Annotated in this window: 22 protein-coding genes; 9 read left to right on the top strand and 13 right to left on the bottom strand. The window is 68.0% G+C overall.

The features are described from left to right. Positions 1-51 precede the first annotated feature (51 nt). The 6 genes from ACWEPF_RS11810 to ACWEPF_RS11785 all read right to left on the bottom strand — a co-directional run bounded on the left by ACWEPF_RS11810 (position 52) and on the right by ACWEPF_RS11785 (position 6,095). Positions 52-819, bottom strand: coding sequence for an ABC transporter ATP-binding protein (locus ACWEPF_RS11810; RefSeq protein ID WP_452172455.1), 768 nt, complete (start codon positions 817-819; stop codon positions 52-54). Beyond that, the gene (locus ACWEPF_RS11805; RefSeq protein ID WP_452172454.1) at positions 816-1,604 is read right to left on the bottom strand and encodes an ABC transporter ATP-binding protein; all 789 of its coding nucleotides are present in this window, start codon (positions 1,602-1,604) and stop codon (positions 816-818) included. The genes ACWEPF_RS11810 and ACWEPF_RS11805 overlap by 4 nt, the downstream gene beginning before the upstream one ends. Continuing rightward, a complete protein-coding gene (locus ACWEPF_RS11800; RefSeq protein WP_452172453.1) occupies positions 1,601-2,878 on the bottom strand; it encodes a branched-chain amino acid ABC transporter permease in 1,278 nt (425 codons plus the stop codon). Before ACWEPF_RS11800 ends, ACWEPF_RS11805 begins: the two co-directional genes overlap by 4 nt. Then, a complete protein-coding gene (locus ACWEPF_RS11795) occupies positions 2,875-3,795 on the bottom strand; it encodes a branched-chain amino acid ABC transporter permease (RefSeq protein ID WP_452172452.1) in 921 nt (306 codons plus the stop codon). The genes ACWEPF_RS11800 and ACWEPF_RS11795 overlap by 4 nt, the downstream gene beginning before the upstream one ends. Positions 3,796-3,814: 19 nt before the next feature. Beyond that, positions 3,815-4,990, bottom strand: a complete 1,176-nt coding sequence (locus ACWEPF_RS11790; protein ID WP_380149583.1) for a branched-chain amino acid ABC transporter substrate-binding protein — start codon at positions 4,988-4,990, stop codon at positions 3,815-3,817. A gap of 100 nt (positions 4,991-5,090) precedes the next feature. Next, a complete protein-coding gene (locus ACWEPF_RS11785) occupies positions 5,091-6,095 on the bottom strand; it encodes a zinc-dependent alcohol dehydrogenase family protein (protein WP_452172451.1) in 1,005 nt (334 codons plus the stop codon). Positions 6,096-6,223: 128 nt separating this feature from the next. Here ACWEPF_RS11785 and ACWEPF_RS11780 point away from each other — a divergent pair, with 128 nt between their 5' ends. Next, on the top strand, positions 6,224-7,015 hold the full coding sequence (locus ACWEPF_RS11780; protein WP_452172450.1) for a helix-turn-helix domain-containing protein: 792 nt from the start codon (positions 6,224-6,226) through the stop codon (positions 7,013-7,015). Between the two features lie 4 nt (positions 7,016-7,019). Here ACWEPF_RS11780 and ACWEPF_RS11775 read toward each other — a convergent pair whose 3' ends face one another. The 7 genes from ACWEPF_RS11775 to ACWEPF_RS11745 form a co-directional block, all read right to left on the bottom strand. Further along, positions 7,020-7,337 (bottom strand): YccF domain-containing protein, encoded by a 318-nt coding sequence (locus tag ACWEPF_RS11775; protein WP_452172470.1) that lies wholly within the window; start codon positions 7,335-7,337, stop codon positions 7,020-7,022. 42 nt (positions 7,338-7,379) lie between these two features. After that, positions 7,380-7,781: a YccF domain-containing protein gene (locus tag ACWEPF_RS11770; RefSeq protein WP_452172449.1), complete on the bottom strand. Its 402-nt coding sequence runs from the start codon at positions 7,779-7,781 to the stop codon at positions 7,380-7,382. A gap of 289 nt (positions 7,782-8,070) precedes the next feature. Then, the gene (locus tag ACWEPF_RS11765; protein WP_452172469.1) at positions 8,071-11,148 is read right to left on the bottom strand and encodes a type I restriction endonuclease subunit R; all 3,078 of its coding nucleotides are present in this window, start codon (positions 11,146-11,148) and stop codon (positions 8,071-8,073) included. 12 nt (positions 11,149-11,160) lie between these two features. Beyond that, positions 11,161-12,348 carry a restriction endonuclease subunit S gene (locus ACWEPF_RS11760; protein ID WP_452172448.1) on the bottom strand — a complete coding sequence of 396 codons (1,188 nt, stop codon included), beginning with the start codon at positions 12,346-12,348 and terminating at the stop codon, positions 11,161-11,163. Beyond that, positions 12,341-13,915, bottom strand: a complete 1,575-nt coding sequence (locus ACWEPF_RS11755) for an N-6 DNA methylase (RefSeq protein ID WP_452172447.1) — start codon at positions 13,913-13,915, stop codon at positions 12,341-12,343. Before ACWEPF_RS11755 ends, ACWEPF_RS11760 begins: the two co-directional genes overlap by 8 nt. 378 nt (positions 13,916-14,293) lie before the next feature. Further along, a complete protein-coding gene (locus tag ACWEPF_RS11750) occupies positions 14,294-14,704 on the bottom strand; it encodes an NUDIX hydrolase (protein WP_452172446.1) in 411 nt (136 codons plus the stop codon). Further along, complete coding sequence (locus ACWEPF_RS11745; protein WP_452172445.1) at positions 14,701-15,351, bottom strand: NUDIX hydrolase; 651 nt, start codon at positions 15,349-15,351, stop codon at positions 14,701-14,703. The genes ACWEPF_RS11750 and ACWEPF_RS11745 overlap by 4 nt, the downstream gene beginning before the upstream one ends. Positions 15,352-15,691: 340 nt before the next feature. Between ACWEPF_RS11745 and ACWEPF_RS11740 the strand changes: the two genes are divergently transcribed. From ACWEPF_RS11740 to ACWEPF_RS11705, 8 genes are all read left to right on the top strand, one after another. Then, positions 15,692-16,201: a nucleoside-diphosphate kinase gene (locus ACWEPF_RS11740; RefSeq protein WP_345278801.1), complete on the top strand. Its 510-nt coding sequence runs from the start codon at positions 15,692-15,694 to the stop codon at positions 16,199-16,201. Positions 16,202-16,289: 88 nt separating this feature from the next. Further along, positions 16,290-16,589 carry a hypothetical protein gene (locus tag ACWEPF_RS11735; protein ID WP_452172444.1) on the top strand — a complete coding sequence of 100 codons (300 nt, stop codon included), beginning with the start codon at positions 16,290-16,292 and terminating at the stop codon, positions 16,587-16,589. Between the two features lie 152 nt (positions 16,590-16,741). Further along, complete coding sequence (locus ACWEPF_RS11730; RefSeq protein ID WP_452172443.1) at positions 16,742-17,320, top strand: hypothetical protein; 579 nt, start codon at positions 16,742-16,744, stop codon at positions 17,318-17,320. Between the two features lie 40 nt (positions 17,321-17,360). After that, on the top strand, positions 17,361-18,128 hold the full coding sequence (locus ACWEPF_RS11725) for a hypothetical protein (RefSeq protein ID WP_452172442.1): 768 nt from the start codon (positions 17,361-17,363) through the stop codon (positions 18,126-18,128). 4 nt (positions 18,129-18,132) lie between these two features. Beyond that, the gene (locus tag ACWEPF_RS11720) at positions 18,133-19,518 is read left to right on the top strand and encodes a hypothetical protein (protein ID WP_452172441.1); all 1,386 of its coding nucleotides are present in this window, start codon (positions 18,133-18,135) and stop codon (positions 19,516-19,518) included. A gap of 65 nt (positions 19,519-19,583) precedes the next feature. Further along, on the top strand, positions 19,584-20,324 hold the full coding sequence (locus ACWEPF_RS11715; protein WP_452172440.1) for a class I SAM-dependent methyltransferase: 741 nt from the start codon (positions 19,584-19,586) through the stop codon (positions 20,322-20,324). 69 nt (positions 20,325-20,393) lie between these two features. Next, entirely contained in the window at positions 20,394-20,987 is a 594-nt protein-coding gene (locus tag ACWEPF_RS11710) for an ATP-binding protein (protein ID WP_452172439.1), read from the top strand. Between the two features lie 744 nt (positions 20,988-21,731). Further along, positions 21,732-22,175, top strand: coding sequence for a hypothetical protein (locus tag ACWEPF_RS11705; RefSeq protein ID WP_452172438.1), 444 nt, complete (start codon positions 21,732-21,734; stop codon positions 22,173-22,175). Positions 22,176-22,177: the final 2 nt, after the last annotated feature.

Below are 22,177 nucleotides of genomic sequence, written 5' to 3'. Positions count from 1 at the left end.
CCGCGTGACGTGGCGACACATCACGCGGCTGCGGGGGTCTCGGACGGGGCGTCAGGCCGCTCCCTCGCCGAGGTAGGCGGCCCGGATCCGGGGGTCGTGGAGCAGCTCGGCGGCCGGGCCGTGCATCCGGATCTCGCCGGTCTCCAGCACGTAGCCCCGGTCGGCCAGGCGCAGGGCCTGGGCGGCGTTCTGCTCGACCAGCAGCACGGTGGTGCCCTGCTGGTTGATCTCCCGGACGATCTCGAAGAGCTGGGCCACGATGATCGGGGCCAGGCCCATCGAGGGCTCGTCCAGCAGCAGCAGGTCCGGGCGGGCCATCAGGGCCCGGCCGATCGCCAGCATCTGCTGCTCGCCGCCGGAGAGGGTGCCGGCCACCTGGCGGCGGCGCTCTTCCAGCCGGGGGAAGAGGCCGAACACCCGCTCCAGGTCGGCGGCGTCCACCCGGCCGAAGCGGTAGGCGCCGAGGTGCAGGTTCTCCAGCACCGTCATCTCGGCGAACACCCGCCGCCCCTCCGGGGAGTGGGCGATGCCGAGGCCGACCACCTCGTGGGAGGGCAGGCCGTCGATCCGCGCGCCGGCGAACCGCACCTCCCCCGCCGCCGGGCGGAGCAGGCCGGAGACCGCCCGGAGGGTGGTCGACTTGCCCGCGCCGTTGGCCCCCAGCAGGGCGACCACCTCGCCCCGGCGGACCGTCAGGTCGATCCCGCGCAGCGCGGTGACCGCCCCGTAGTCCACCCGCAGCCCGGCCAGCTCCAGCAGTGCCGGGGTCCCGCCCGCTCCGCCCGGGGCCTCCCGGACCGGCTCCACCACGCTCGTCACGCCGCCACCTCCGTGCCCAGGTAGGCCTCGACCACCGCCGGGTCCTGCTGGACCTCGGCCGGGGTGCCCTCGGCGATCACCTTGCCGAAGTTCAGCACCAGCACCCGGTCCGCCACCGACATCACCAGCTTCATGTCGTGCTCGATCAGCAGCACGCCGATCTCCAGCTCCCGGTTGATCCGCCGGATCAGGGCGGTGAGTTCGAGCTTCTCGGTCGGGTTGGTCCCGGCCGCGGGCTCGTCCAGCAGCAGCACCCGGGGGTCGGTGGCCAGCGCGCGGGCGATCTCCAGCCGCCGCTGGTCGCCGTAGGCGAGCGCCCCGGCCGGCTCGTCCGCCCTGGCCGCCAGGCCCACGAACTCCAGGAGCGCCCCGGCCCGTTCGGCGCTGCGCCGAGCCGCCCGGCGGGCGTGCGGCAGGCCGAGCGCGATGCCCAGCGGGCCGCTGCGCAGCCGGCTCTCGGCCGCCACCTGGACGTTCTCCAGGGCCGTGAGCGCTCCGAACAGCCGGATGTTCTGGTACGTCCGGGCGACCCCGGCCCGGTTCACCAAGTGCGGCTTGCGGCCCAGGAGTTCGTATGTGCCGCCACCCTCCGGGTGGAAGGTGACCCGGCCCTCCTGGGGCCGGTAGACACCGGTGAGCGAGTTGAACAGCGAGGTCTTGCCCGCACCGTTCGGGCCGATCACGGCCAGCACCTCGCCGCGCTCCATCCGCAGGCCGACCCCGGCGAGCGAGGTCAGCCCGCCGAACCGCAGGGTCAGCCCCTCCGCCTCCAGCACCACGCTCATCGGCCCTTACCCCCAACTCGCTTGCCACCGGCCGGGATCAGCCCCTGCGGGCGGTAGATCATCATGACCACCAGCAGCGCCCCGAGGTACATGAAGCGGTCCTTCTGGTCGACCACGTCCTTGAGCGCGTGCGGCAGCCAGGCCAGCAGTCCGGCGCCGAGCAGCACTCCCGGCAGCGAGCCCATGCCGCCGAAGATGACGTAGGCCAGCACCAGCACCGAGTAGAGCAGCGGGAAGTTCTCCGGGTTCACGAAGCCGACCTTGCTGGCGTACACCACCCCGGCCGCGCCGGAGGTGGAGGCGCCGATGGCGAAGGCCATCAGCTTGTACTTCACGGTGTCCACGCCGTGGGCGGCGGCCGCGATCTCGTCCTCGCGGATCGCCGCCCAGGTGCGGCCCACCTTGGAGTGCTGGAGGCGGCGCAGCACCACGACCGCCAGCACGATCAGGGCGAGCAGCAGCCACCAGTAGTCGACCGGGTCCAGCTTCCAGCGGTAGGAGACCGGGCCGAGCTCGACCGAGAAGTGCGGGATGCCGAAGGCCCCGTTGGAGCCGTGGGTGAGGCCCTCGGCGTTCTTGGCGACCAGGTAGATGATCTCGTGGAAGCCCAGGGTCACGATGGCCAGGTAGTCGCCGCGCAGCCGCAGCGTCGGCCCGCCCAGCAGCACCCCGGCGACCAGACAGGTGAGCATGGCGACCGGGATGACCAGGAAGGGGTTGAGCTCGAACGGGGGCTTCACCGGCAGGTGGCCGGTCCAGAAGGCCGCGCTGTAGCCGCCGATGGCGAAGAAGGCGACGAAGCCGAGGTCGAGCAGGCCCGCCCAGCCGATCACCACGTTCAGGCCGAGGGCGAGCAGCACGTAGATGCCGACCCAGTCCACCAGCACCTGGTTGGTGGCCCGGCTGAGCCCGAGCGGGGCCAGCACGGCCACGGCCAGTCCGAGCACCACGAGCACGGGCTTCGCGGCGCGCGGGAGCCGCGGCCTCGGGAGGACGGCCGCCACCCGTCCGGCGGCCCCCCGGGGTGCCAGCTCGGCCAGCGCCCAGACCGCGACGCCGAGGCCCAGGCAGAGCCAGAGCCGGGCGCCGGTCAGGGTCTCGCGCAGCGAGTACAGCAGGTCCCGGCCGTTGCCCTGCTCGCCGGTCATCACGGCCAGCAGCAGGCCGGCCCCGAGCAGGGCGGACAGCCGCCGCCAGCGCGGCAGCCGGTACCACCTGGGCGTGCGGAGCCGGGCCAGCCGGTCCGCGCCCGGACGCTGGAGCAGGGTGGTCATGCCGTCCTCCCGATCCGGACGCCGAGGATGCCGGTCGGACGGAGCATCAGCACCCCGACCAGCACCACGAAGGCGGCCACGTAGCGCCACTCCTCGCCGAACAGCGGCACGTTGAAGGTCTCCACCAGGCCGAGCAGCAGGCCGCCGAGCATCGCTCCGCGGATCGAGCCGACGCCGCCGAGCACGGCCGCCGCGAAAGCGGTGATGCCGGGGTTGAAGCCCATGGTGAAGGAGACCTGGGTGTTCAGCCCGAACAGGAAGCCGGCCACGCCGCCCATCAGGCCGCCGATCACGAAGGTCCGGGAGATCACCCGGTCGGTGTCCACGCCCATCAGCCCGGCCGTCTCCGGATCCTGGGCCAGGGCCCGGATGCCGGCTCCCAGCCTGGTGCGGTGCACCAGCAGGTCGAGACCGCCCATCATCGCCAACGCGCAGACCACCAGCAGGACCTGGGTGATCGTCACGCGGGCGCCGAAGACCGTGAACAGCACGTCGTTCCGGTAGATCTCCGGCATCGGCACCGGGTCCCGGCCGAACAGCTTGCCGGCCAGGTTGTAGAGGAAGAAGGAGGCGCCGATCGCGCTGATCAGGAAGATCAGCTTGGGCGCGCCGCGCCGCCGCAGCGGCCGGTAGGCCACCCGCTCCAGTCCGTACGCGGTGGCGCCGCCGACCAGGCCGGAGGCCAGCAGGCCGGCCAGCACCAGCAGCACCGAGGCGGTGGCCGAGGGGTGCGCCGGGGTGAGCTGCTGGAGCACGACCAGGCCGCCGAAGCCGCCCAGCGTGAAGACCTCGCTGTGGGCGAAGTTGATCAGCTGGAGCACGCCGTAGACCAGCGTGTAGCCGATCGCGATCACCGAGTAGAGCGCGCCCAGGGCGACGCCCGGGATCAGGTAGTCCCAGAACTCGTGGAGCGGCATCGGAGGGTCCTCCCCTGACTCAACTCGCGGCCAGCGTCTCGATGTTGCCCCGGTAGACGATCGTGCCGCCGGTCACCTCGTAGAGGAACGCGGTCTTGTCCGGGAACTCGCCCTTGGCGTCGAAGCGGAAGCGCTTGGTCAGGCCCTTGTAGTCGGCCTGCTTCGCCTTGGCCAGCACCTGGTCGCGGGTGGCGTCCGGGCCGAGCGCCTTGAGCTGCTCGATCACCAGGTTGGTGGCGTCGAAGGACTCCGCCGAGTAGGTGCCGGGCGCGGTCTTGAACTCGGCCTGGTAGTCGGCGGTGAACTTCTTGATGCCCTCCTCCACCGAGGCGTCCACGCACGGGCAGGTGACCAGCCAGCCCTCCGAGGCGGCGCCGGCCAGCTCGATGAACTTCTTGTCGTTCACGCCGTCCGAGGCGATCCTCGGCTTGTCGAAGCCCGCCTCCTTGAGCTTCTTGGCGAACGGCGCGGCGTCCGCGTAGAAGCCCGCGTAGATCAGCGCGTCCGCGTTCGAGTTCTTCGCGGCGGTGGCCACCGCGGTGTAGTCCGGGGTCTTCTGCGGCACGCTCTGGCGCACCACCTCGACCCCGGCCGCCTTGAGGTCGTTCTCCGCCACGGCGGACAGGCCGATGCCGTACTCGGTCTTGTCGTCCACCAGGAAGACCTTCTTGGCCTTCAGCTTCTTCGCGTAGTACGCGGCCATCCCGCCACCCTGGGCGTTGTCGTTCGGGATGCCGCGCAGGAAGGAGCCGAAGCCGAGGGTGGTCAGCGAGGGGCTGCTCGCGGAGGGCGTCAGCGCCAGCAGGTTCGCCTGCGAGTAGAGCTGGCCGGCCGCCTTGGTCGGGCTGGAGAAGGCCGGGCCGATGGTCGCGAGCACCTTCTCGTCGTCGATCACCTTCTGCGCCGCGGCCGGGGACTGGTCGGCGCTGCCGGCGTCGTCGGTCGCCACGTAGACCAGCGAGAACGGCAGGTCGCCGCGCTCGTTGGCCTGCTTGACCGCCAGCTTCACGCCGTTCTCCATGTGCACCCCGAGCGCGGCGTTGTCCCCGCTCAGCGGTCCCTGGTAGGCGATCTTGACCACCTTCTTGCCGTCCGCGCCGGTCTCGCCCTCGTCCTTGGCGCAGCCGCTCGCGGTGAGCGCGAGGGCGCCGACGAGCAGCGGCGCGGCGGCGGTGAGCAGTCTTCTGGGCAGCACGAATTCCCCCTGGAGGCACGGCGGTTCGGAACGCCCGTGACTCTATGCAGCCCCGATCCGCCGGAGGGAGCGTCGCGCCCGTGGTCTGTCACCTCCCCGCTCACCCGTGGGCGAGCACCACCCGGCCGAAGGCCGTCCCCTCCCGCAGGTGACCGAGGGCCCGCGACAGCTCCCCGAAGGGGAACACCCGGTCCAGCAGCGGACGGATCCGGTGGACCGCCAAGGCCCGGTTCAGGGCCGTGAACTGGGCCCGGCTGCCGACCGCGAGGGGCCGCACCCGGACGCCGGCACCGAACAGCAGGCCGGCCTCCAGCGGACGGCCGGTCGGGGCGGCGCCCACCCGGTGGCCGACGTAGGCGATCTCACCGCCGAGGGCGGCCGCCCGCACCGAACGCTCCAGGTCACCCGCCACGTGCACGACCGTGTCGGCGCCCCGGCCGTCAGTCAACTCCCGTACCCTCAGCTGCCATTCGGCGTGCTCGGAGCGGTCGACCACCTCGTGGGCGCCAAGCGCCCTCAGGCGGTCCGCCCTCGCCGGCCCCGAGGTGGTGGCGATCACCCGGGCCCCGGCCAGCAGGGCCAGCTGTACCGCGGCCAGGCTGACCGCACCGGTGCCCGAGGTCAGCACCGTCTCACCGGGGAGCAGCGGACGGCCGCCGGTCAGCGCGTTCCAGGCCGTCAGGGCGGTCAGCGGCAGCGCGGCCGCCTCCTCGTACGACAGGTGCTCCGGCAGGCGGACCAGGCCGCGCTCGGCGGCCACCGCGTACTCGGTCAGGGTGCCGTCCAGCGCGGAGCCCAGCTGCGCGGCGCGGTCCAGCCCGAACGGGCCGTCCAGCCACTCCGGGAAGACCGTGAACGCGACCCGGCATCCGGCCGCCAGGGTGGTCACGCCCGCTCCGACCGCGACCACCTCCCCCACGCCCTCGCACCCGGCGACCACCTCCGGGCGGACCGGCAGCGGGTACTCGCCGGCCAGCACGGTCAGGTCCCGGAAGCTGAGCCCGTTGGCCCGCATCCGGACCAGCACCTGCCCCGGCCCGGGCTCGGGGACGGGGTGCTCACGGAGCGTCAGACGGCCGCCCTCGGTGATGTGGTAGCTCTTCATCGCTGCTCGGAAGCCTCTCGCTCGGGGCGCGTCGGACGCTGTCCCGACGATCCTGCGGCGGCCCGGGACGGCGGACAATTCCGCACAGGGAATGGCCCGGGCGCACCGGCGGTGGTTGGATCCCCCGGGTGAACACCGTGACCGAACAGACCGGCTTCCCCGCCGAGTTGCGCCGCCGACGGGCCGAGCGGCGGATCAGCCAGCTCGACCTGGCACTGCGGGCCGGCACCACCCAGCGGCACCTGAGCTTCATGGAGCGCGGCCGCTCCCGCCCCGGCCGGGCGATGGTGATCCGGATCGCCGAGTCGTTGGAACTACCGCTGCGGGACCGCAACTCCCTGCTGCACGCCGCCGGTTACGCCCCCGTCTACCCCGAGTCCCGGCTGGAGGCCGCGATGCTCGGCCCCGTCCGCGAAGCCCTGGACGTCATCCTCCGCGGGCACCTCCCGTACCCGGCGATCGTGCTGCGCCCGTACGGCGAACTGGTCGCCGCCAACGAGGCGGTGGGCCTGCTCACCGAGGACGTGTCCGCCGAGCTGCTCCGCCCGCCGGTCAACATGATCCGGCTGCTGCTCCACCCCGAGGGGCTGGCCCGCCGGGTCCGCAACCTCCCCGAGTGGGGCCGGCACGTCACCGAGAACATGCGCCGCACGCTGGAGACCAGGGGCCACGACCCCCGGCTGGCCGCCCTCGTCGCCGAGCTGGAGACCTACCTGCCGGACGCCGCCCCCGGGCCGGAGCACCTGGGCTTCGCCGTGCCGCTCCGACTGGCCGTCCCCGAGGGCGAGTTGCGCCTGATCACCACCATCACGTCCTTCGCCACCGCCCTGGACGTCACCCTAGCCGAGCTCCACCTGGAGGCCTTCCTCCCGGCCGACGAGGCGACGGCGGAGATCCTCCGGGCCCGGGCGGCCGGCTGACGGATCAGCGGTAGCCGAACTTCTCGTCGGAGGAGACCACCTCGCGGCCCAGCGGCATCAGCGAGATCGGGATCATCTTGAGGTTGGCCCAGGCGAACGGGATGCCGATGATCGTGACCGCCAGCGCGATGGCCGTGGCGATGTGACCGAGCGCCAGCCACCAGCCGGCGAAGACGATCCAGATCACGTTGCCGACGCAGGAGGGGGCACCGGCGTCCGGCTTCTCCACCGTGGTCCGCCCGAACGGCCAGAGCACGTACCCGGCGATCCGGAAGGACGCGATCCCGAACGGGATCGTGGTCCGGCTATCAGGATCGAGCAGCCGCGCTGCTCCGCTTCCGGTTGATGCTGCCGTAGCCGCGGGTCAGCGACCGCCGAACTTCTCGTCGGTGGAGACGACCTCACGGCCGAGCGGCATCAGCGAGATCGGGATCATCTTCAGGTTGGCCCAGCCGAAGGGGATGCCGATGATCGACAGGAACAGCGGGATGCTCGTCACCAGGTGCCCGATCGCGAGCCACCAGCCGGCGAAGACCAGCCAGATCACATTGCCGATGCACGACGGGGCACCGGCACCCGGCTTCTCCACCGTGGTCCGCCCGAACGGCCACAGGATGTAGCCCGCCAGGCGGAACGACGCCACGCCAAATGGAATGGTGACAATTAGGACACAGCAGATGATGCCTGCGATCACGTACCCGATGGCCATCCAGATCCCGCAGAAGATCAGCCAGAGGACGTTCAAGACGAAATCGATCACCTTCATGGCATCACCCTCCCACGAGCCGCCCTGCAACAGTTCATACCCTCACTGGCGAGTCCATGAAGGAGCAGACGGCCCAGTTCTGGGACGGCCCCTCCCGCTTCCCTCTCCCCCTGCACGCCGCGAAGCAGATGGGCCGCGACCACCCGCAGTACCGGCGCACTGCCGCACCGGAGGAGAAGCCGCTCGCGGAACCAGGTTCTGAGGAGGCACCAGTCGATTAGCGTAGGTCTGGGCCACGCAGCGACGAGGCCCGGCAGCCATCGCAGCTTGCCGGGCCTCCGACCGGTCGTCAGTCGACGAGGTAGTGGGCTTCGATGTAGGCCACGGTGGAGTCGTACGGCTCACCCACCGGCTTCAGCGTGTACCGCCGGAAGACCGCTGCGGTGGCACGGCGGGCGCCCCTGTTGCGAGCGTCAGCGTTGTCCCACGAACGGGCAAGGGTCTGGGTGACCACCTGGTCGATCTCCTCGGCCAGGTTCCTCTCCGTGACGGTTACACCGGGTGGTGCGTGGTCGTGGATGATCCGCGACAGCACGCCCACGCGATCGTCGTCCAGCACGATGACGGCTTCGTTGGGGTGCTTCTCCGCGTCCACAACAGCGCGGGCGACCCGGAGTGCATCGGCTAGGAAGTCCAGGGCGTCCTGCGCGTTCTGGATAATCCGGTCCCGCAGCTGCCTTATCCGCTCCGCGAGGGCGGTGTACTTCGCGGAGTCTGGTTCGACGCCCTTGTCGAGGGCGGCCTTGATGCGGTCGAGGATCTCTGCTGCGGACGGCGGCTTCTCGCTCTTGCTGTCGTCGTTGCCGGGGTTGGGGCGGACAAGAGCGAGCAGTTCCTTGAGGATGGCGATGCCCTGGGCATCCAGGACGAGGGCTTCCTCCTGGGAGCGGACCACGGAGAAGGAGTGGACGTGGGCGTTGATGATCTCCAGGACCATCGGCCCGAGCTCAGCCAACCGCTCCTTTCGCTCGTCGTCGGAGGACTTCTTAAACAAGGTCGTGTACACGGACCCGAACAGGCCGAAGCCGTCCCGGTACTTGGCAACTCGATTGTCAGTGATGATGAGCGGGTACAGGCGGGCTAGAAGCCGGTAGTCCTTGGCGAACACCTCAGCGATGTCGGGCCTGGCGTCCAGGAAGTTGTTGGCGGCTCGCACGGACGCGTATCCGTGCGCTGTGAGGTCCAGGCCGTCCACGTACGCCAGTAGGTCTTCGATCCGGGCAAAGACCTTTCGGAACTCCTTGACCAGGTCGGACAGGTCGGCAACGAACCCGCCGCCCTTGACTCTGCCCTTGGCAGTGGGGTCGGCGACGGCCCGCTGAACCTCCTCTGCCAGGCTGATGAAGTCCACGACCACACCACGGGTCTTCACGAACCCGGTCGGGGAGACCCAGGTGCGGTTTGGGCGGGTGATCGTCTGGAACAGGCTGTGTGCCTTCAGTGGCTTGTCCAGGTAGAGGACACCTTCGTTGGGGGCGTCGAACCCGGTCATCAGCTTCGCAGTAACCACCAGGAAGCACAGAGGGTCGTCCGGGGCGAGGAACTTTCGCTTCTGTTCCTCTTCCTGAGCCTCCGAAAGCTGGAACGGCCGCATGGCGGGGTCTTCGTCCTTGGAGTCAGAGACGGAGATGTTCACTTCCGCGGTGATCTGGGCGTGCCTACCGACCTTGGCGAGCACTTGCGACGCCTCGTAGCCGGCGAGCAGCTCGTTGATCTTGTCCGTGTAGGCCACGGCTAGCTCGCGGTTGTAGGCGACGACCTGGGCCTTGAGGCCGTTGCGGTAAGCGCTGGCCAGGTAGTGGTCCACGATGTGCTGACACACCGTGTGGACTCGCTCGGGGTTGGCGAAGACCGAGGTGAGGCGCCCGAACTTGCGGGACAGGGCTTCGCGGTCGGGGTCGTCGAGGTCGAAGGTGTCGGCAAATTCGTCGAACTCGTCCTGCAGCGCCTGGTCGTTCATCTCAAAAGAGACCGGGTAGGGGTCCAGCACCACTGGAACGGTCGCCTCGTCCACTAGGGAGCGAGATACCGAGTAACGGTGCAGCACCCTGTCTGGGTCGCTCTCTTCACCAAAGAGCGCGAAGGTGTCAGTGGCGAGGTTCCTGACCGGGGTGCCAGTCATGCCGAAGAACTTGGCGTTCGGCAGAGCTGCGCGCATCTGCCAGGCCAGGGACTTCTCCTTGGTGGACTGGGTGCGGTGCGCTTCGTCGACCAGCACGATGATGTTGTCCCGGGTCGACAGGTCCTTGCCGGCGTCGGCGAACTTGTGGACGGTCGTCGAGATGACTCCGCGCACGTCGTCGGCCAGCAGGGCGCGCAACGCTTGGCCTGTAGCTGGCCGGTGAAAGTAGGAGTCGCCCATAGCGGAGGTATAGGCCTTGGACGTCTGCCGAACGAGCTGAGTCCGGTCCGAGAGCAGGATGATCGTGGGTGACTCAGTGCGGGAGTCAGCCAGTAGCAGCGAGGCCGCAAAAACCATCAGCAGCGTCTTGCCTGAACCCTGGTGGTGCCAGATCAGACCCTTCGAGCCACCTGCCAGGACTCGCGCGTGGATCAGGTGCGCAGCCTCCATCTGCGGGTAACGGGGCAGGAACTTCTTGTCCGCCCCACCCCCGGAGGTGGCGAAGAGGACGAAGTTGGCGAGCATGTCCAGGATGGTGGCCGGCTTCATCAGCAGTTCGACGGATCGCTGCACGTCGGCTTGCCCAGACAAGTTCTCGTCGTCGGAAGTAGACCGGAACGGCTGCCACAGGTTTGTGGGCGCGCCGGCGGCTCCGAACCGCAGCTTCAGCCCGTCGGAGGCCACGGAGAATACGTTGGGGGTGAAGAACCACGGGTACTCGGTCGCGTACACGTCGTTGATCTCGTGTGCAGCGTTGATCCACCCGGACTTCGCGGTGGGGGATTTCACCTCGACCACGACCAGGGGCAGACCGTTGACCCAGTACACGAGGTCGAACCGGCGGGAGGTCTTGCCGGGGACGGTGATGGTCACCTCGTCCGACACGATCAACGTGTTGGCGGCCGGGTCTTCGAAGTCGATGACCTTCAGGGCGTGCCAGACGCCGTCGGTGTCCCGGAACTCCTTGCGCCCACGTAGTAGGTGCAGCACCTGCTCGTTGGCCCGCACCAGACTGCCGTCGACGGCATTGACCGTGGCGGTGATCTCCTCAACCACCGCGTCCACGTCGAACCCGTCGATCAACCCAGGGTTGAGTCGGATGATGGCGTCCCGCAGCTGGCCGATGATCACCGTCTGCGTCGGCTCACGCGGCAGTGACCTACCCGCCGTGAAGCCCCACCCCAACGGGAGGGACCACTGGATCATCAAGTTCTGGAACTCACGCTCCCGTACGCCCTTCGCCACAGCCAAGACCTCCTACTCGGCGGACCCAATATCGATCGTGCGATCCAATAGCCCCGCCAGCAGGCTTGCCCGCGCCCGGCGGAGACGATCAGCTTCGGTGCGGGTAACCGCGTAGACCTCGCTCACCGCGTCGAGTCGTGCAGTGATGCGTTCCTGTTCGTCCAGACTTGGGAGGCGAACTCCCATGCGGACTGCCCGCTTGGACCCGATGTGTTTGATGTTGGTTCCTCCAGCGACTTCGCTGAACTGCCCAGACTCATATGCCCAAAGACACCAGTGCTTGACGAATTCTGGAATGCTTACGCCCCCGACGGCACGGTAGCGAAGTAGAGTGTTTTGGAAGCAGATCGGACCGGCAATCTCATCCCGCCACATAGCCGGCATGCCGACTGCGCTCTCGCTTGCGCTTCCTTCGGAGACAAGGACGTCACCCCATCGAAGAGCAAAGTTCTCGCGCTCGGCTGGATTGAAATCCATTTCCAGGACATCGGAGAGTTCGAGCGTGCCATAGCCGACATTTGCAGACCGCAGGTAGGGAGTCATGTGAGGGCCAGTTGCACGTTGCGGTGAGCGCTGGCGCCCCATAGTGATGCTAAATGCCTCGTCCGCTCGGACTTCAGCAGCAGGTCCTTCTGTCATCGAATCGTCACGAAGTCGACGGAGAACGTTGAGAATCGCTCCCGCTTCGTCTTCAAGTGCGGCGATCTGGACGTCAACCGCGTCCAGCACCTCAACGATCCGCGCCTGTACTTCGCGGGCCGGGACCGGGAATTCAATCTGCAAAAGCTGCTCTGGGTTGAGGCGCTTACGCCGTTGAACTGTCCCGCTGACCCGATTCTTCATTTCCGCCCACAGTCGCGGCGATCGGCAGACATGGCTCACCCATCGGGGCTCCAACTCTGGATTAAGCGTGAATGTCGGGAACTCGCTACTGACGACGAATCCGTCGAAATCGGCGGGCACTACAGTGATCGGACCTTCCCACGCAGTGAGCTTTCGCATGACTACCTGGTCGGCGCGCAGCACGTTCATCGCCGCGTACTCTGTTTCTCCGCCGTCGAGTTCACCTTTAGCGATAAGGCCCTGTCCCGCATTCAGGACCCCAGCCAGACGGTAGGCGGTCCCAGGAACCATCGGCGTGCGCTGAATGTCGAGGCGCATCAGCGAGCCGAGTGAACGAAGCGGGTAACCGTCACTCATCGAAGCCCTCGATTCCGACCTCCGCCAGCACAGTGAGCATGCGTTCCTCGGCCCGCTGACGCTCTGCCCTGGCGAGGTTATAGGCCTTGATAAGGATACCCAGATCCTCCTGCTCGGCGGCGAACTGCTTGATGTAGCGGCCAATCTTGAGGTCATACCCGTTCGCCACGATCTCCGCGATGGGGACGAAACGCGCGGCGAGGCCGCCATCTCCTCCAGGGTCCACGGGGTTGTTGCCCGCGCCGATTTCGGAGTGGTAGGCGGTCACGACATCGGCAATGTCCGCATCGGTGAAGATGTTGCGATTCTTGGCCTTGGCAAACCGCTTGGAGGCGTCAATGAACAGCACGCCATTCCTGCGCCCCTTGACCTTAGTCCCACGAGCACGGAAAACAAGGATGCAGGTCGGGATATCGGTCGAATAGAAGAGGTTTTCGGGCAGGCCGATCACGGCTTCCAGGAGGTCATCGTCCAGGACACGCTTGCGGATGGCTGCTTCCTGCCCTCCCCGGAACAGGACGCCATGGGGAAGGACGACGCCGGCACGCCCCTTCTCCGGATCCATGCTGGCAATCATGTGCTGCACGAACGCCCAGTCTGCCGACGACCGCGGCGCTACTCCGCCGATTGCGCGCGGGTCGTTACTCCAGGGCTTCCAACTCTGACTGTAGGGTGGATTGGCGACAACTACGTGGAACTGCCGGACGGACCCGTCCGGCTTTTTGAAGCGTGGGTCCTTCAGAGTGTCGCCGACTTCGATCTTGAACTGGGTGAGGTTGTGCATGAAGAGGTTCATGCGCGCCACACCTGCGGTGTCCCCCACAGTCTCCTGCCCATGCAGGCTCAGGGTGTAACCGCGCTTGCCGCGGGCCTTCAAAAGGCCAGCAGAGGCGATGAGCATGCCGCCCGATCCACACGTCGGGTCGTACACCGACTCATAGTTCTGAGGATTAAGGATCTCGATGATCAGCTCTACTACCTCGCGCGGCGTGAAGAACTGGCCAGCACGGGTGCCGGATCCATCGGAGAACCGCTTCAGCAGATACTCGTACGCACCGCCGAGCACGTCGTAGGACATGTTGCCCTCGTGCATCTTTGGGACGCGGTTCATCGCCTGCATGACCGCTGCCAGCACATCTCCCGGCAGAACCTCTTCAGAGGTCCAAGGCATGTTCCCGAAAATGCGTGAGAACTTGTCGGGGTTGGCTGTCTCGATGGCTCGCAGAGAGGTACGGACCCGCTGGCCGAGGCCAGGCTGCGCGACGGTGGCGAGCTGGGCCGACCAGGAGGCGCGCCGCTCCCGGTCCGTGCCGCGGAGGACCAACGGGATCTCGAACGACTGGTAGTCGCGGTACTCGATCTGGTGAGCTTCCTCGGCGGTAAGGCTGCCCCAGCCCTCGTTCTCGGCCAGGAATTTCTGGTGCTCGTGGTCCCAGGTGTCCGACAGGTACTTCCAGAACATCAGCGGAAAGATCACCGAAGAGTACTGTGCTTCCGGCATCGCCACGCGCAGCTCGTCGGCGGCGGCCCACAATCGGTTCTCGATCTCCTGCTGGGTCACTGCCATCAGTCGGTGTGTCCTTGCTCGTCAACGGTGGCCACGTAGGCCGCGGTATTCCTGCTGGTCCCCCAGGGTTCGGGCGTGCTCGGCACGTGCAGGCGGGCTCGTCCTGCCGAGCGAGGGCACGCCGCCGAAACCCCTGTGCGGGCGACTCGCCAACGATAGCCCTCCAGCAGGACAAACGAACGGCATCACCGATGGCGTCCAGACAGCTCTGCTGAACCCTCATCGCTTCAGCCAACTGCCGACTTGAGCTGGGCGTTCGGGGCACTGGCCACCAGGGCAGCAAGCAGCTTCCCCAAGCAAGTACTGCGAAGAGGCCGTTGGGGACTGTCGTCGCCGGGTTCAGTCCGACCGGAGCCACAATGGCGGGGTCACCCTTGGTCAGGGAGACGCCAGAGCTCCATCCAGGTACTGCTGCACCGGCTCGAACAGGCCATACGGTACGTACTCAGCGATCTGCTCGTGCGTGATCCACGCCAGCTCTGCGAGCTCCTCGGTGTCGACCACCGCGGCGGTGCCGCTCACGATCTCGCAAGCGGTATAGCTCATGTGCCGACCGGTCTTCGGGTGAACGCGCTCACCGAGCAGCCGCGTCGCCTTCACTATCAGGCCGACCTCCTCCGCAGTCTCGCGGACAGCAGCCTCCTCGGCCATCTCGCCGGCCTCAACTTCACCGGCCGGGAACTGCCACGACAGCTCGCCCTCCTTAACCCGGCGCTGGACCATCAGCACGCGGCCGTCCTGGACCACGATGGCGGCGGCGATGCCCGGCTTGTCGGTCTGCTCGGTCATGTCTGCGACTCCTCCAAGGTGGCCAGGATGGGCGGGAAGATCGTATCGACGGGGATGAACCGCGGCACGGCGTTTCTCGGAACCCACATGACGTCGGCGTTCTCGATCGTGTCCTGGTTCTGGGCTTCACCGACCAGGTACTCGGCGAGGAAGTACTGGCACCACACGCCGGTGGTCGGGTGGAGCCGGCCACCCAGGTCTTGACGGACGGCGCAGTGAACGCCGGTCTCGGCGAGCGTCTCACGGACGGCAGCCGACGCCGGGCTGCCTCCCGGCTTGATCACCCCGGCCGGGAACTGCCAGCGGATGCCGGCTGACTCGTCGTCCCGTCGGCATACGAGCAGTACCTCGGCCCCGCGCACCACGACAGCGATGGCGACTCGCAAGGCCTGGGCTGCGGCGAGGCTGCTGTTGGCCTCGGCGGTCAGCAGTGCGAACCGCTTTTGGGTGGCCGGCGGCGCCTTCTCCAGGATCTGGTCGAGCAGCTGCCTCATCTCAGTGCGAGGGACGAGCTCCGGGTTCTGGTGCCAGCTGGCCACCGTTCGCAGCCCGATGCCGAGCCGGCTGGCGAAGGCCTCATTGGTGTCGCGCAGCGCCTCTTGGAGCTGGCAGGCTGACTTGCCGGTCCAGGTCTCGACGACGTCCACGCTGTCCCCACTCTGTTGGGTGCTGCTGCCGCGCTGCCATCAAGCTGCACCGCGGCTGCACTGGCAGTGCATGGTGACGGGGCTCGGATGCGGCCAGACTTTGCCCCATGCCGATGAACACTCCGACCCCGAGCGCCAGTTGCGAGCGCTTCGCCCACCAAGGACGGGCGGGGCCGCAGCGATTCTAGGCGAGCTCATCGGGTACGTCTGGTGCTTCTTCAACCTGGTGACAGCCCTGCCAGCCCAACGCGCAAAACCGCTTCACTCGCACGGGTAACCTCAGTGCCAGACGTGTTTGATGCACCGTCAAATCGCCACTCTGGCAGGGGAAAGGGAACAAATGACCGAGGAGACCCAGGGCCAGATCGAGCGCACGCTCGTCCTGCTCAAGCCCGATGCAGTGGCCCGTGGTCTGTCCGGCCGAGTCTTGCAGCGGTTCGAGGACGCCGCGCTCAAGGTCGTTGGCACGAAGATGAAGTGGATGGACGCCGAGTTCACCCGCAAGCACTACGCGGACCTGGAGGAGCGCCTTGGCTCCGAGGTCTACAACCTGACCGCCACCTTCATGCAGCAGGGGCCGGTCATCGCCTTGGTGCTGGAGGGCTACGACGCCATCGCCACGGTCCGCAAGATCGTCGGCAGCACCTACCCGGACCAGGCCCCGGCCGGCACCATCCGCGGCGACTTCTCGCACATGAGCCGGGGCGCCAGCGTGGCTGTCGGCAAGGCGGTGGCCAACCTGATCCACGCCTCCGGCAACCGCGAGGAGGCCGCGCAGGAAGTCGACCTCTGGTTCGCCAAGGACGAGCTGTTCGACTACAAGACGCTGGCCGAGACGTACATCTACTGATTCGGAGGCCTCCCGGGCGTCACTCCGGTGACGTCGGCCAAGTTCACCACCACGAGAACGACTGGCACGAAACGAGGAGAAGGCACCGATGACGAACACCATCCGTCTGGCTTCGCCGACTGAGCTGGAGGCAGCCTTCCAGCAGGAGCTGGCGACGGACCACTGGGCCGCGGCCGAGACGGCGTACGCCATGGCGCTGCTGCTGCGGGACGCCGGCGACTGGAGCACGTCCCGCGAGTGGGTGACGCAGTGTCTCCAGCTGCTGGAGGGCTTCCCCGCCGACACCGAGGACCAGGTGGCGACCAAGCGCACGGCCGTCGGCGGCGTGCCGCTGCCGAACTACCTGCACGCGGGCGTGATCCGCGAGCGCTTCGGTGAGCAGGCCTGACGTAGCGAGCTGCTGGCGGTGCAGTCAGGGCGCAGAGACCGGCCGCACCGCCAGCGCACCACCAACTTCATACCGATCACCGCACCGACCAGGGGGTACCTGACGCCGGTGCGGGCCATCAACCATGCCCAAATCAGGAGAGGACGACTGCCTTGGCCGTCGAGATCGAGATGCGCGCCCGGTTCGACAAGGACAGCCACGACACCTTGGTGGATCGGCTCGTCCGCGACGGCGAGGACCTGGGCCAGGACAACAAGCTGATCCACTTCTTCGTGCTGCCGGACCAGCTGCTGAAGGTCACCGACAACCAGTCCGCCGGCACCGCGAAGATCACGCTCAAGGACAGCAAGATCGGCCGGGGCGCCGCGTTCGGCGAGACCGAGTTCCCGATCGCTCAGGCGGACGTGGCCGCGGCCGTCCAGCTGTTCGGCGCGCTCGGCTTTGAGGACACCCGCCACGAGGCCTTCAACTTCCGCCGCAACTTCCGCTTCCGCGGCGTCGAGATCGCGGTCAAGTGGAGCGAAGCGTGGGGCTACCACGCCGAGTTCGAGCGGCTGCTGGACGACGGTGCCTCCGACACCGATCGCGACGAGGCCGCCGCCGAGATCATCGACGTAGCCGCCGAGCTGGGCGTCACCGTCATGACCGAGCAGGAGCTGGCCGCCTTCACCGCCACATTCGAGGCGGAGGAAGCTGCGCGCAAGGCCGCCCAGTCGGCCGAGATCAGGTAGGACACCCACCGTCCCGACCACCGAGGGGGTGGGCTGCACGATGAGCACGAGCACGACCCACACGGACAGCTTGGTCGAGTTGGCTGCCCGCAAGGAACTCCCGCTCCACCAGTTCACCGACACCGCCACGGTCGAGTGGATCAAGGCCAACCGGCCCGACTTCCCGCCGGCCTGGCCTCCGCCGCTCCGGCCATCCACCAAAGCCCTGGTGGAGCAAGCCGCCATCCCCACGCGGTGGTTCGCCGAGCCCCAGCTCGCCGACTCCATCCACGGCCACCGCCACGGTCTGCGGACGGCCGTCCTCGCCGCGCTGCTGGCCGACTGGCACGGCTTGAACGAGACGGACACCGCCGCCACGGTCATCGCGGCGGCCGTCCACGACTGCCAGCGTCAGCACGACAAGGACGACCAAGGCCACGGCAGCAGAGCCGCGGTCTGGCTGGCGGCCAACGCGGAGTTGGCCTGGTCGCACTTCCGCCGCACGCCCAGTCCGAGCGAGATCATCCGCGCCGCCACCGCAGTCCGGCTACACGAGGTGCCGTACGAGGCGTTCACCGCTGACGATCGCGCCGACTACAGCCGGGCCGAGCGGATCTGCGACTTGGTGAAGGCAGCCGACGCTCTCGACCGCTACCGGCTGCCGAAGCGCTCCTGGTGGCCGGACAGCAGGTACGTTCGCGAGCCAGCCTTCAACCAGTTGCTGCCGCTCGCCTTCGACCTGGTGGTCGTCTCCGAAGAAGCCTTCCTCGCCGGTGCCTCCGGCGTGGCCGCCGTCCGCTACGCCGTGGCCGAGAAGGGGCTGGTGTAGCACCGTGGACTTCACCGACTCCTACGAGAGCTGGGCCGACGCCCACGCCTTCTTCGGCACCAGCCTCGTGCCGGCGATGCCCAACCTGGACGATCCACTCGGCATCCAGAAGGTCGCCTGGACCGACCGGCTGTCTCTCGGCACTCCCAACGGCCACCTGCTTCGGCGCAACGCTCTGTTCGACTCCCTGGCCACCGGCGGCAAGCTCCACTTGCTACACGTCACCCACGCTCTGGAGAAGATCAGCCAGGACGGCGTGCTCTACCCCTCGGGCGGGTGCCTGGTCGGCAGCATCTACTGCGCGCCGCTCACCACGACCAACCACGGCCTCCGGCCGCACAACCTGGGCTCCTACATCCTCGACCGCGAGGCGCCGGCCTTCCTGGCGAAGATCGGGCGACCGGACCACCGGCCCACCCCACTGGTCTTCGAGCTGGACCTACCGCCGCAGGCGTACCAGGGGCTGGCCGGCGTGGACTACCTCCGACTCGGGTCGATCCACCTGGCCATCTACACCCACCTCGAGTACCTGCTGTCCAAGACCGAGCGGCACCAGCTGCGCGAGACCGTGGTCAGCCGGGTGAAGAACTCCACCGCCTTCCTGGCGACCGCCGCCGCCATCGCCTACCAGGGCGCAACCGTCGCTCCCGTCGACTTCCTGCAGCAGCTCGACGCCACCATCCCGCGGCTGCCGATCCTCGGCTACCTGTTCTTCGAGGCCTTGTCTGAGTACGCCATGCTGCACTCCACCAGCCCACGCACGCGCCGGCTGGCCGAGCTGGGCGAGTTCAACAACTGGCTCTACAAGGAGCTGCTCTTCGCCGTCCCCGGGATGATCGGCCGGTTCGACCTGGCGAAGTTCCACGTCCCCGACCTCGCCGACACCCTGGTGAAGGTCGACTCCACCCTCGACCCGACCGCCGCGGCTGCCTACCTGACCGACCGCATCAGCCACCTGGTCGCCGCCCGCCTCTTCACCCCCGGCCAGATGCCGGACCGCTGGCGCCACACCAAGTGGGAGTTCGACAGCCTCGCCACCCAACTCGGACCGCTGCTCGGCCACCTGATCCACCGTGAGCTGCGCACGTTCGGACGCTCGCCCGACTTCTACTTCTACTTCGACCAGGTCAAGGCACTCCAAGCCTGGAACTACTGGAACCACCTCGACATCCCGGTGCCCTTCAACGGCACCATCCCCAAGGGCGAGATCGGCATCAACCCGGCCTACCCCGACCTCCAGTACCGCGTCTGGCGTGCCGACGCCGATGAAGCCGGCAACCTCCACCCGACCGAGCAGCTGGAGCTGACGGTCGCCCCGCGCCTGGTCGACCTCCGGTCCACCCTCATGCGCAACAACCAGTGGTCCCAGCCCGCGCCCAGCGCCGCCTGATCACTGCTCAGCTCACGCAACTCGGTACTCCGCCCAAGCCACCACGCCCAAGGGAGACGTCTGCCATGCCCCGAGACATTTGCGGCATACCGTCCATCGACCTACTCGGCGAGCACATCACGGCCGCCCTCGCCGAGCCGACCACCACCCACGGCCTGGCCCGCACGCTGCGCGCCGCTGCCAAGGAGATCGAGCTCAGCCGCTACCACCGGGCGAGCCAGCGGGCCTACCCCAACGGACTCGAGGAGCGGCCGGCCAAGGTTCAGATCGGCGGTGGCAGCCACCAGCTCGACGGCTTCTTCAACATCGACCTGGTGCCGCCGGCCGACCTGCTGTGGGATGTGCGAGAAGGCCTGCCGCTCCAGGACAACACCGTCGAGCTGCTCTTCAACGAGCACTTCCTCGAGCACATCGACTACCCACGGTCGGCCAAGGGCTTCGCCCACGAGGCTCACCGCGTGCTGGCGCCGGGCGGCCAGGTCGTCACCGGCGTGCCGGACGCCGCCTTCATTCTGGACCGTTACCCAGCCGCGCCGGACCAGGCCACCGAGATGGTCGAGCGCTGGTACGCCAAGCGCAGCTGCCAGGGCGAGATCAACACCTTCCTCGATCTGGTCAACTACGTCTTCCGCGACCAGGACGACGACCCGAAGTACACCCCGCACCTGTGGGCCTACGACTTCGAGAAGCTCGTCCAGCTGTTCAGCGAGGCCGGCTTCACCACGGTCGAGCCCTGGCCCTTCGACGCCACCCTGGCCAACCCCAAGCGCGAGTGGGCCAGCGTCTACGTCATCGCCACCAAGTAGGAACTCGGCCCCAATCAGAGCGGTGGTCGAGCTGGAGCTCGGCCACCGCCTCGCCGGGAGGCGCCCGCAATGTCGCAAGTCCCCGCCACGCGCAGCCACCTGCTGTTGGCCGACACCCCCAACGCCGTCGGCTGGGCCAGGCGCCACACCCGCGACGTGCTCGGCCGCTGGCAGGTGCCCCTTGACCTGATCGACAGCGTACTGCTGGTGGTGTCGGAGCTGGCCACCAACGCCATCCGGCACCCCGGTGCGAAGCAGCCGGAGCGGCTGACCTTCGCCGAGACGGCCGAGGCGCAGACCTTCGCCCTTGACCTCCAGCTGCACGGCCAGGCCGTCGTGGTCCAGGTCGCCGACCGCGACCCGCGGCCGCCGATGCTTCAGCACGTCGGCGAGGAGGCCGAGGGCGGACGCGGCATCTTCCTGGTCGAGCACATGAGCAGCAGGTGGGGCCACTACCAGTCGGCGGGCGGCGGCAAGGTGGTGTGGGCCGAGGTGTGCCTTGGCGGACAGAAGACTGCGGTCCAACCTTTGACCGCAGCTCCGAGGCCGACGTCGAATCGTGCGGGCAGACCTCGGCCGTTCAAGCCGATGACCGACGAGCAGTTGCCGGTCGACGACCACCACCTGATGGGCCGGGTGCTGGTCGGCTTACGGGGGTTGTAGGAGGCGCGGAGGCCTGACTACCAGCTGGCTCTACATCTACATCCGCATGTGGAAGCTATAACCGAGCAGACATCAGTCGTGCAACCTATTCGCCGACTTTGCCGGAGCGTCGACCACAGCGCTACTGCTACCGGGTAGCGTGCTTGCAGGGTTGCAAGCTAACACCCGAAAACTTGTTTCGAGGGGCAAAGCTAATGCATTAGATTGCCCTCGCAACACGCTTCTCCTGACGCGAGATCGTTGGGAGAAGGCGAGAGCCGCCCTGCCCGTGAGAAGAACGGACGGCCCTCGCTGGCAGGAGACCCGGCCCTATTGCCAGCGGTCGTAGATCCACATCACGATGCGGATCAAGACCCAGCCGGCTACGGGGCCGGGCATCCTCCAACGGCGGCGGGGCTTCTGGTGCTTACCCACTACTGCTCCCCTCAGCTCGCCGGTGGAGCGCCAGGCCGGCGACTTGGCCCACGGCGGGCAGGAGGAAGCAGCGGCAGGCCAGAGCCGAGCCACCGTGTCGCCGATCCTAGGTAGAGCGAGCCCGTGCACGGTCCTTGAGCCGCAATCCCCAGACGGCCGTTGGGGCCATGTGGTAGTCGAGTGCCCGATGAGCCCTGAAGCATGGCCGGGCTGGGGGACGCGGGCAGCGCCCATAGCTGTTCGGCTGGCCAGGCCGAGCACGCCGAGCCAGCCCTCCCGGCTACCAGGTCAGGTGGCACACGAAGGGCAACGTCCGGTAGTGATGTGTCCATGAACGTAGCCCCCTACTTGCCCCTGCTCCTCCTGGCGGTCGGGCTGCTGGGTTTCGCGGTCGTGGCCTCGCGTGGCCGCCGACGACGCGAGCGGGAAGCACTGGCCTCCCAGTGGGAGTGGTTGCTGCGTCAACAAGAGACTCATCGGTCGACAGGCGTCCGGATGTTGCAAGTAGTGAGCGTGTACCAGCGGGCCCGGCGGGGGTCGAAGGCCCATGTCCGCTGGTGTGAGTCGGGGAAGATCCAGGACGCGTGGTTCAAGGGCTGGCACGTCCCCCCGGGCGCGTTCGTGTTGGTGACGGGAGGTGTGGGCTGGGGGCCGCACAACCGGATAGAGGGCGTGCTGTACGTCGAGCCTGGACAGACGTACGGATGGGCGCCGGCGACAGCGCCTGCGGCGTGGCAGCGACAGCAGGCCCACCTCGCCAGATCAAGTCGGTGAGA

It is taken from the genome of Kitasatospora sp. NPDC004289 (assembly GCF_053602875.1).
The sequence above is the reverse complement of the archived record's forward strand: the minus strand, read 5'-3'. Positions and strand labels throughout refer to the sequence as shown.

Excerpts from the sequence above, each read along its gene's own strand:
- ACWEPF_RS11805 (WP_452172454.1), bottom strand. The coding sequence starts at position 1,604 with ATGAGCGTGGTGCTGGAGGCGGAGGGGCTGACCCTGCGGTTCGGCGGG.
- ACWEPF_RS11800 (WP_452172453.1), bottom strand. The coding sequence starts at position 2,878 with ATGACCACCCTGCTCCAGCGTCCGGGCGCGGACCGGCTGGCCCGGCTC.
- ACWEPF_RS11795 (WP_452172452.1), bottom strand. The coding sequence starts at position 3,795 with ATGCCGCTCCACGAGTTCTGGGACTACCTGATCCCGGGCGTCGCCCTG.
- ACWEPF_RS11785 (WP_452172451.1), bottom strand. The coding sequence starts at position 6,095 with ATGAAGAGCTACCACATCACCGAGGGCGGCCGTCTGACGCTCCGTGAG.
- ACWEPF_RS11770 (WP_452172449.1), bottom strand. The coding sequence starts at position 7,781 with ATGAAGGTGATCGATTTCGTCTTGAACGTCCTCTGGCTGATCTTCTGC.
- ACWEPF_RS11760 (WP_452172448.1), bottom strand. The coding sequence starts at position 12,348 with ATGAGTGACGGTTACCCGCTTCGTTCACTCGGCTCGCTGATGCGCCTC.
- ACWEPF_RS11755 (WP_452172447.1), bottom strand. The coding sequence starts at position 13,915 with ATGGCAGTGACCCAGCAGGAGATCGAGAACCGATTGTGGGCCGCCGCC.
- ACWEPF_RS11750 (WP_452172446.1), bottom strand. The coding sequence starts at position 14,704 with ATGACCGAGCAGACCGACAAGCCGGGCATCGCCGCCGCCATCGTGGTC.
- ACWEPF_RS11740 (WP_345278801.1), top strand. The coding sequence starts at position 15,692 with ATGACCGAGGAGACCCAGGGCCAGATCGAGCGCACGCTCGTCCTGCTC.
- ACWEPF_RS11735 (WP_452172444.1), top strand. The coding sequence starts at position 16,290 with ATGACGAACACCATCCGTCTGGCTTCGCCGACTGAGCTGGAGGCAGCC.
- ACWEPF_RS11725 (WP_452172442.1), top strand. The coding sequence starts at position 17,361 with ATGAGCACGAGCACGACCCACACGGACAGCTTGGTCGAGTTGGCTGCC.
- ACWEPF_RS11715 (WP_452172440.1), top strand. The coding sequence starts at position 19,584 with ATGCCCCGAGACATTTGCGGCATACCGTCCATCGACCTACTCGGCGAG.
- ACWEPF_RS11710 (WP_452172439.1), top strand. The coding sequence starts at position 20,394 with ATGTCGCAAGTCCCCGCCACGCGCAGCCACCTGCTGTTGGCCGACACC.
- ACWEPF_RS11705 (WP_452172438.1), top strand. The coding sequence starts at position 21,732 with ATGAACGTAGCCCCCTACTTGCCCCTGCTCCTCCTGGCGGTCGGGCTG.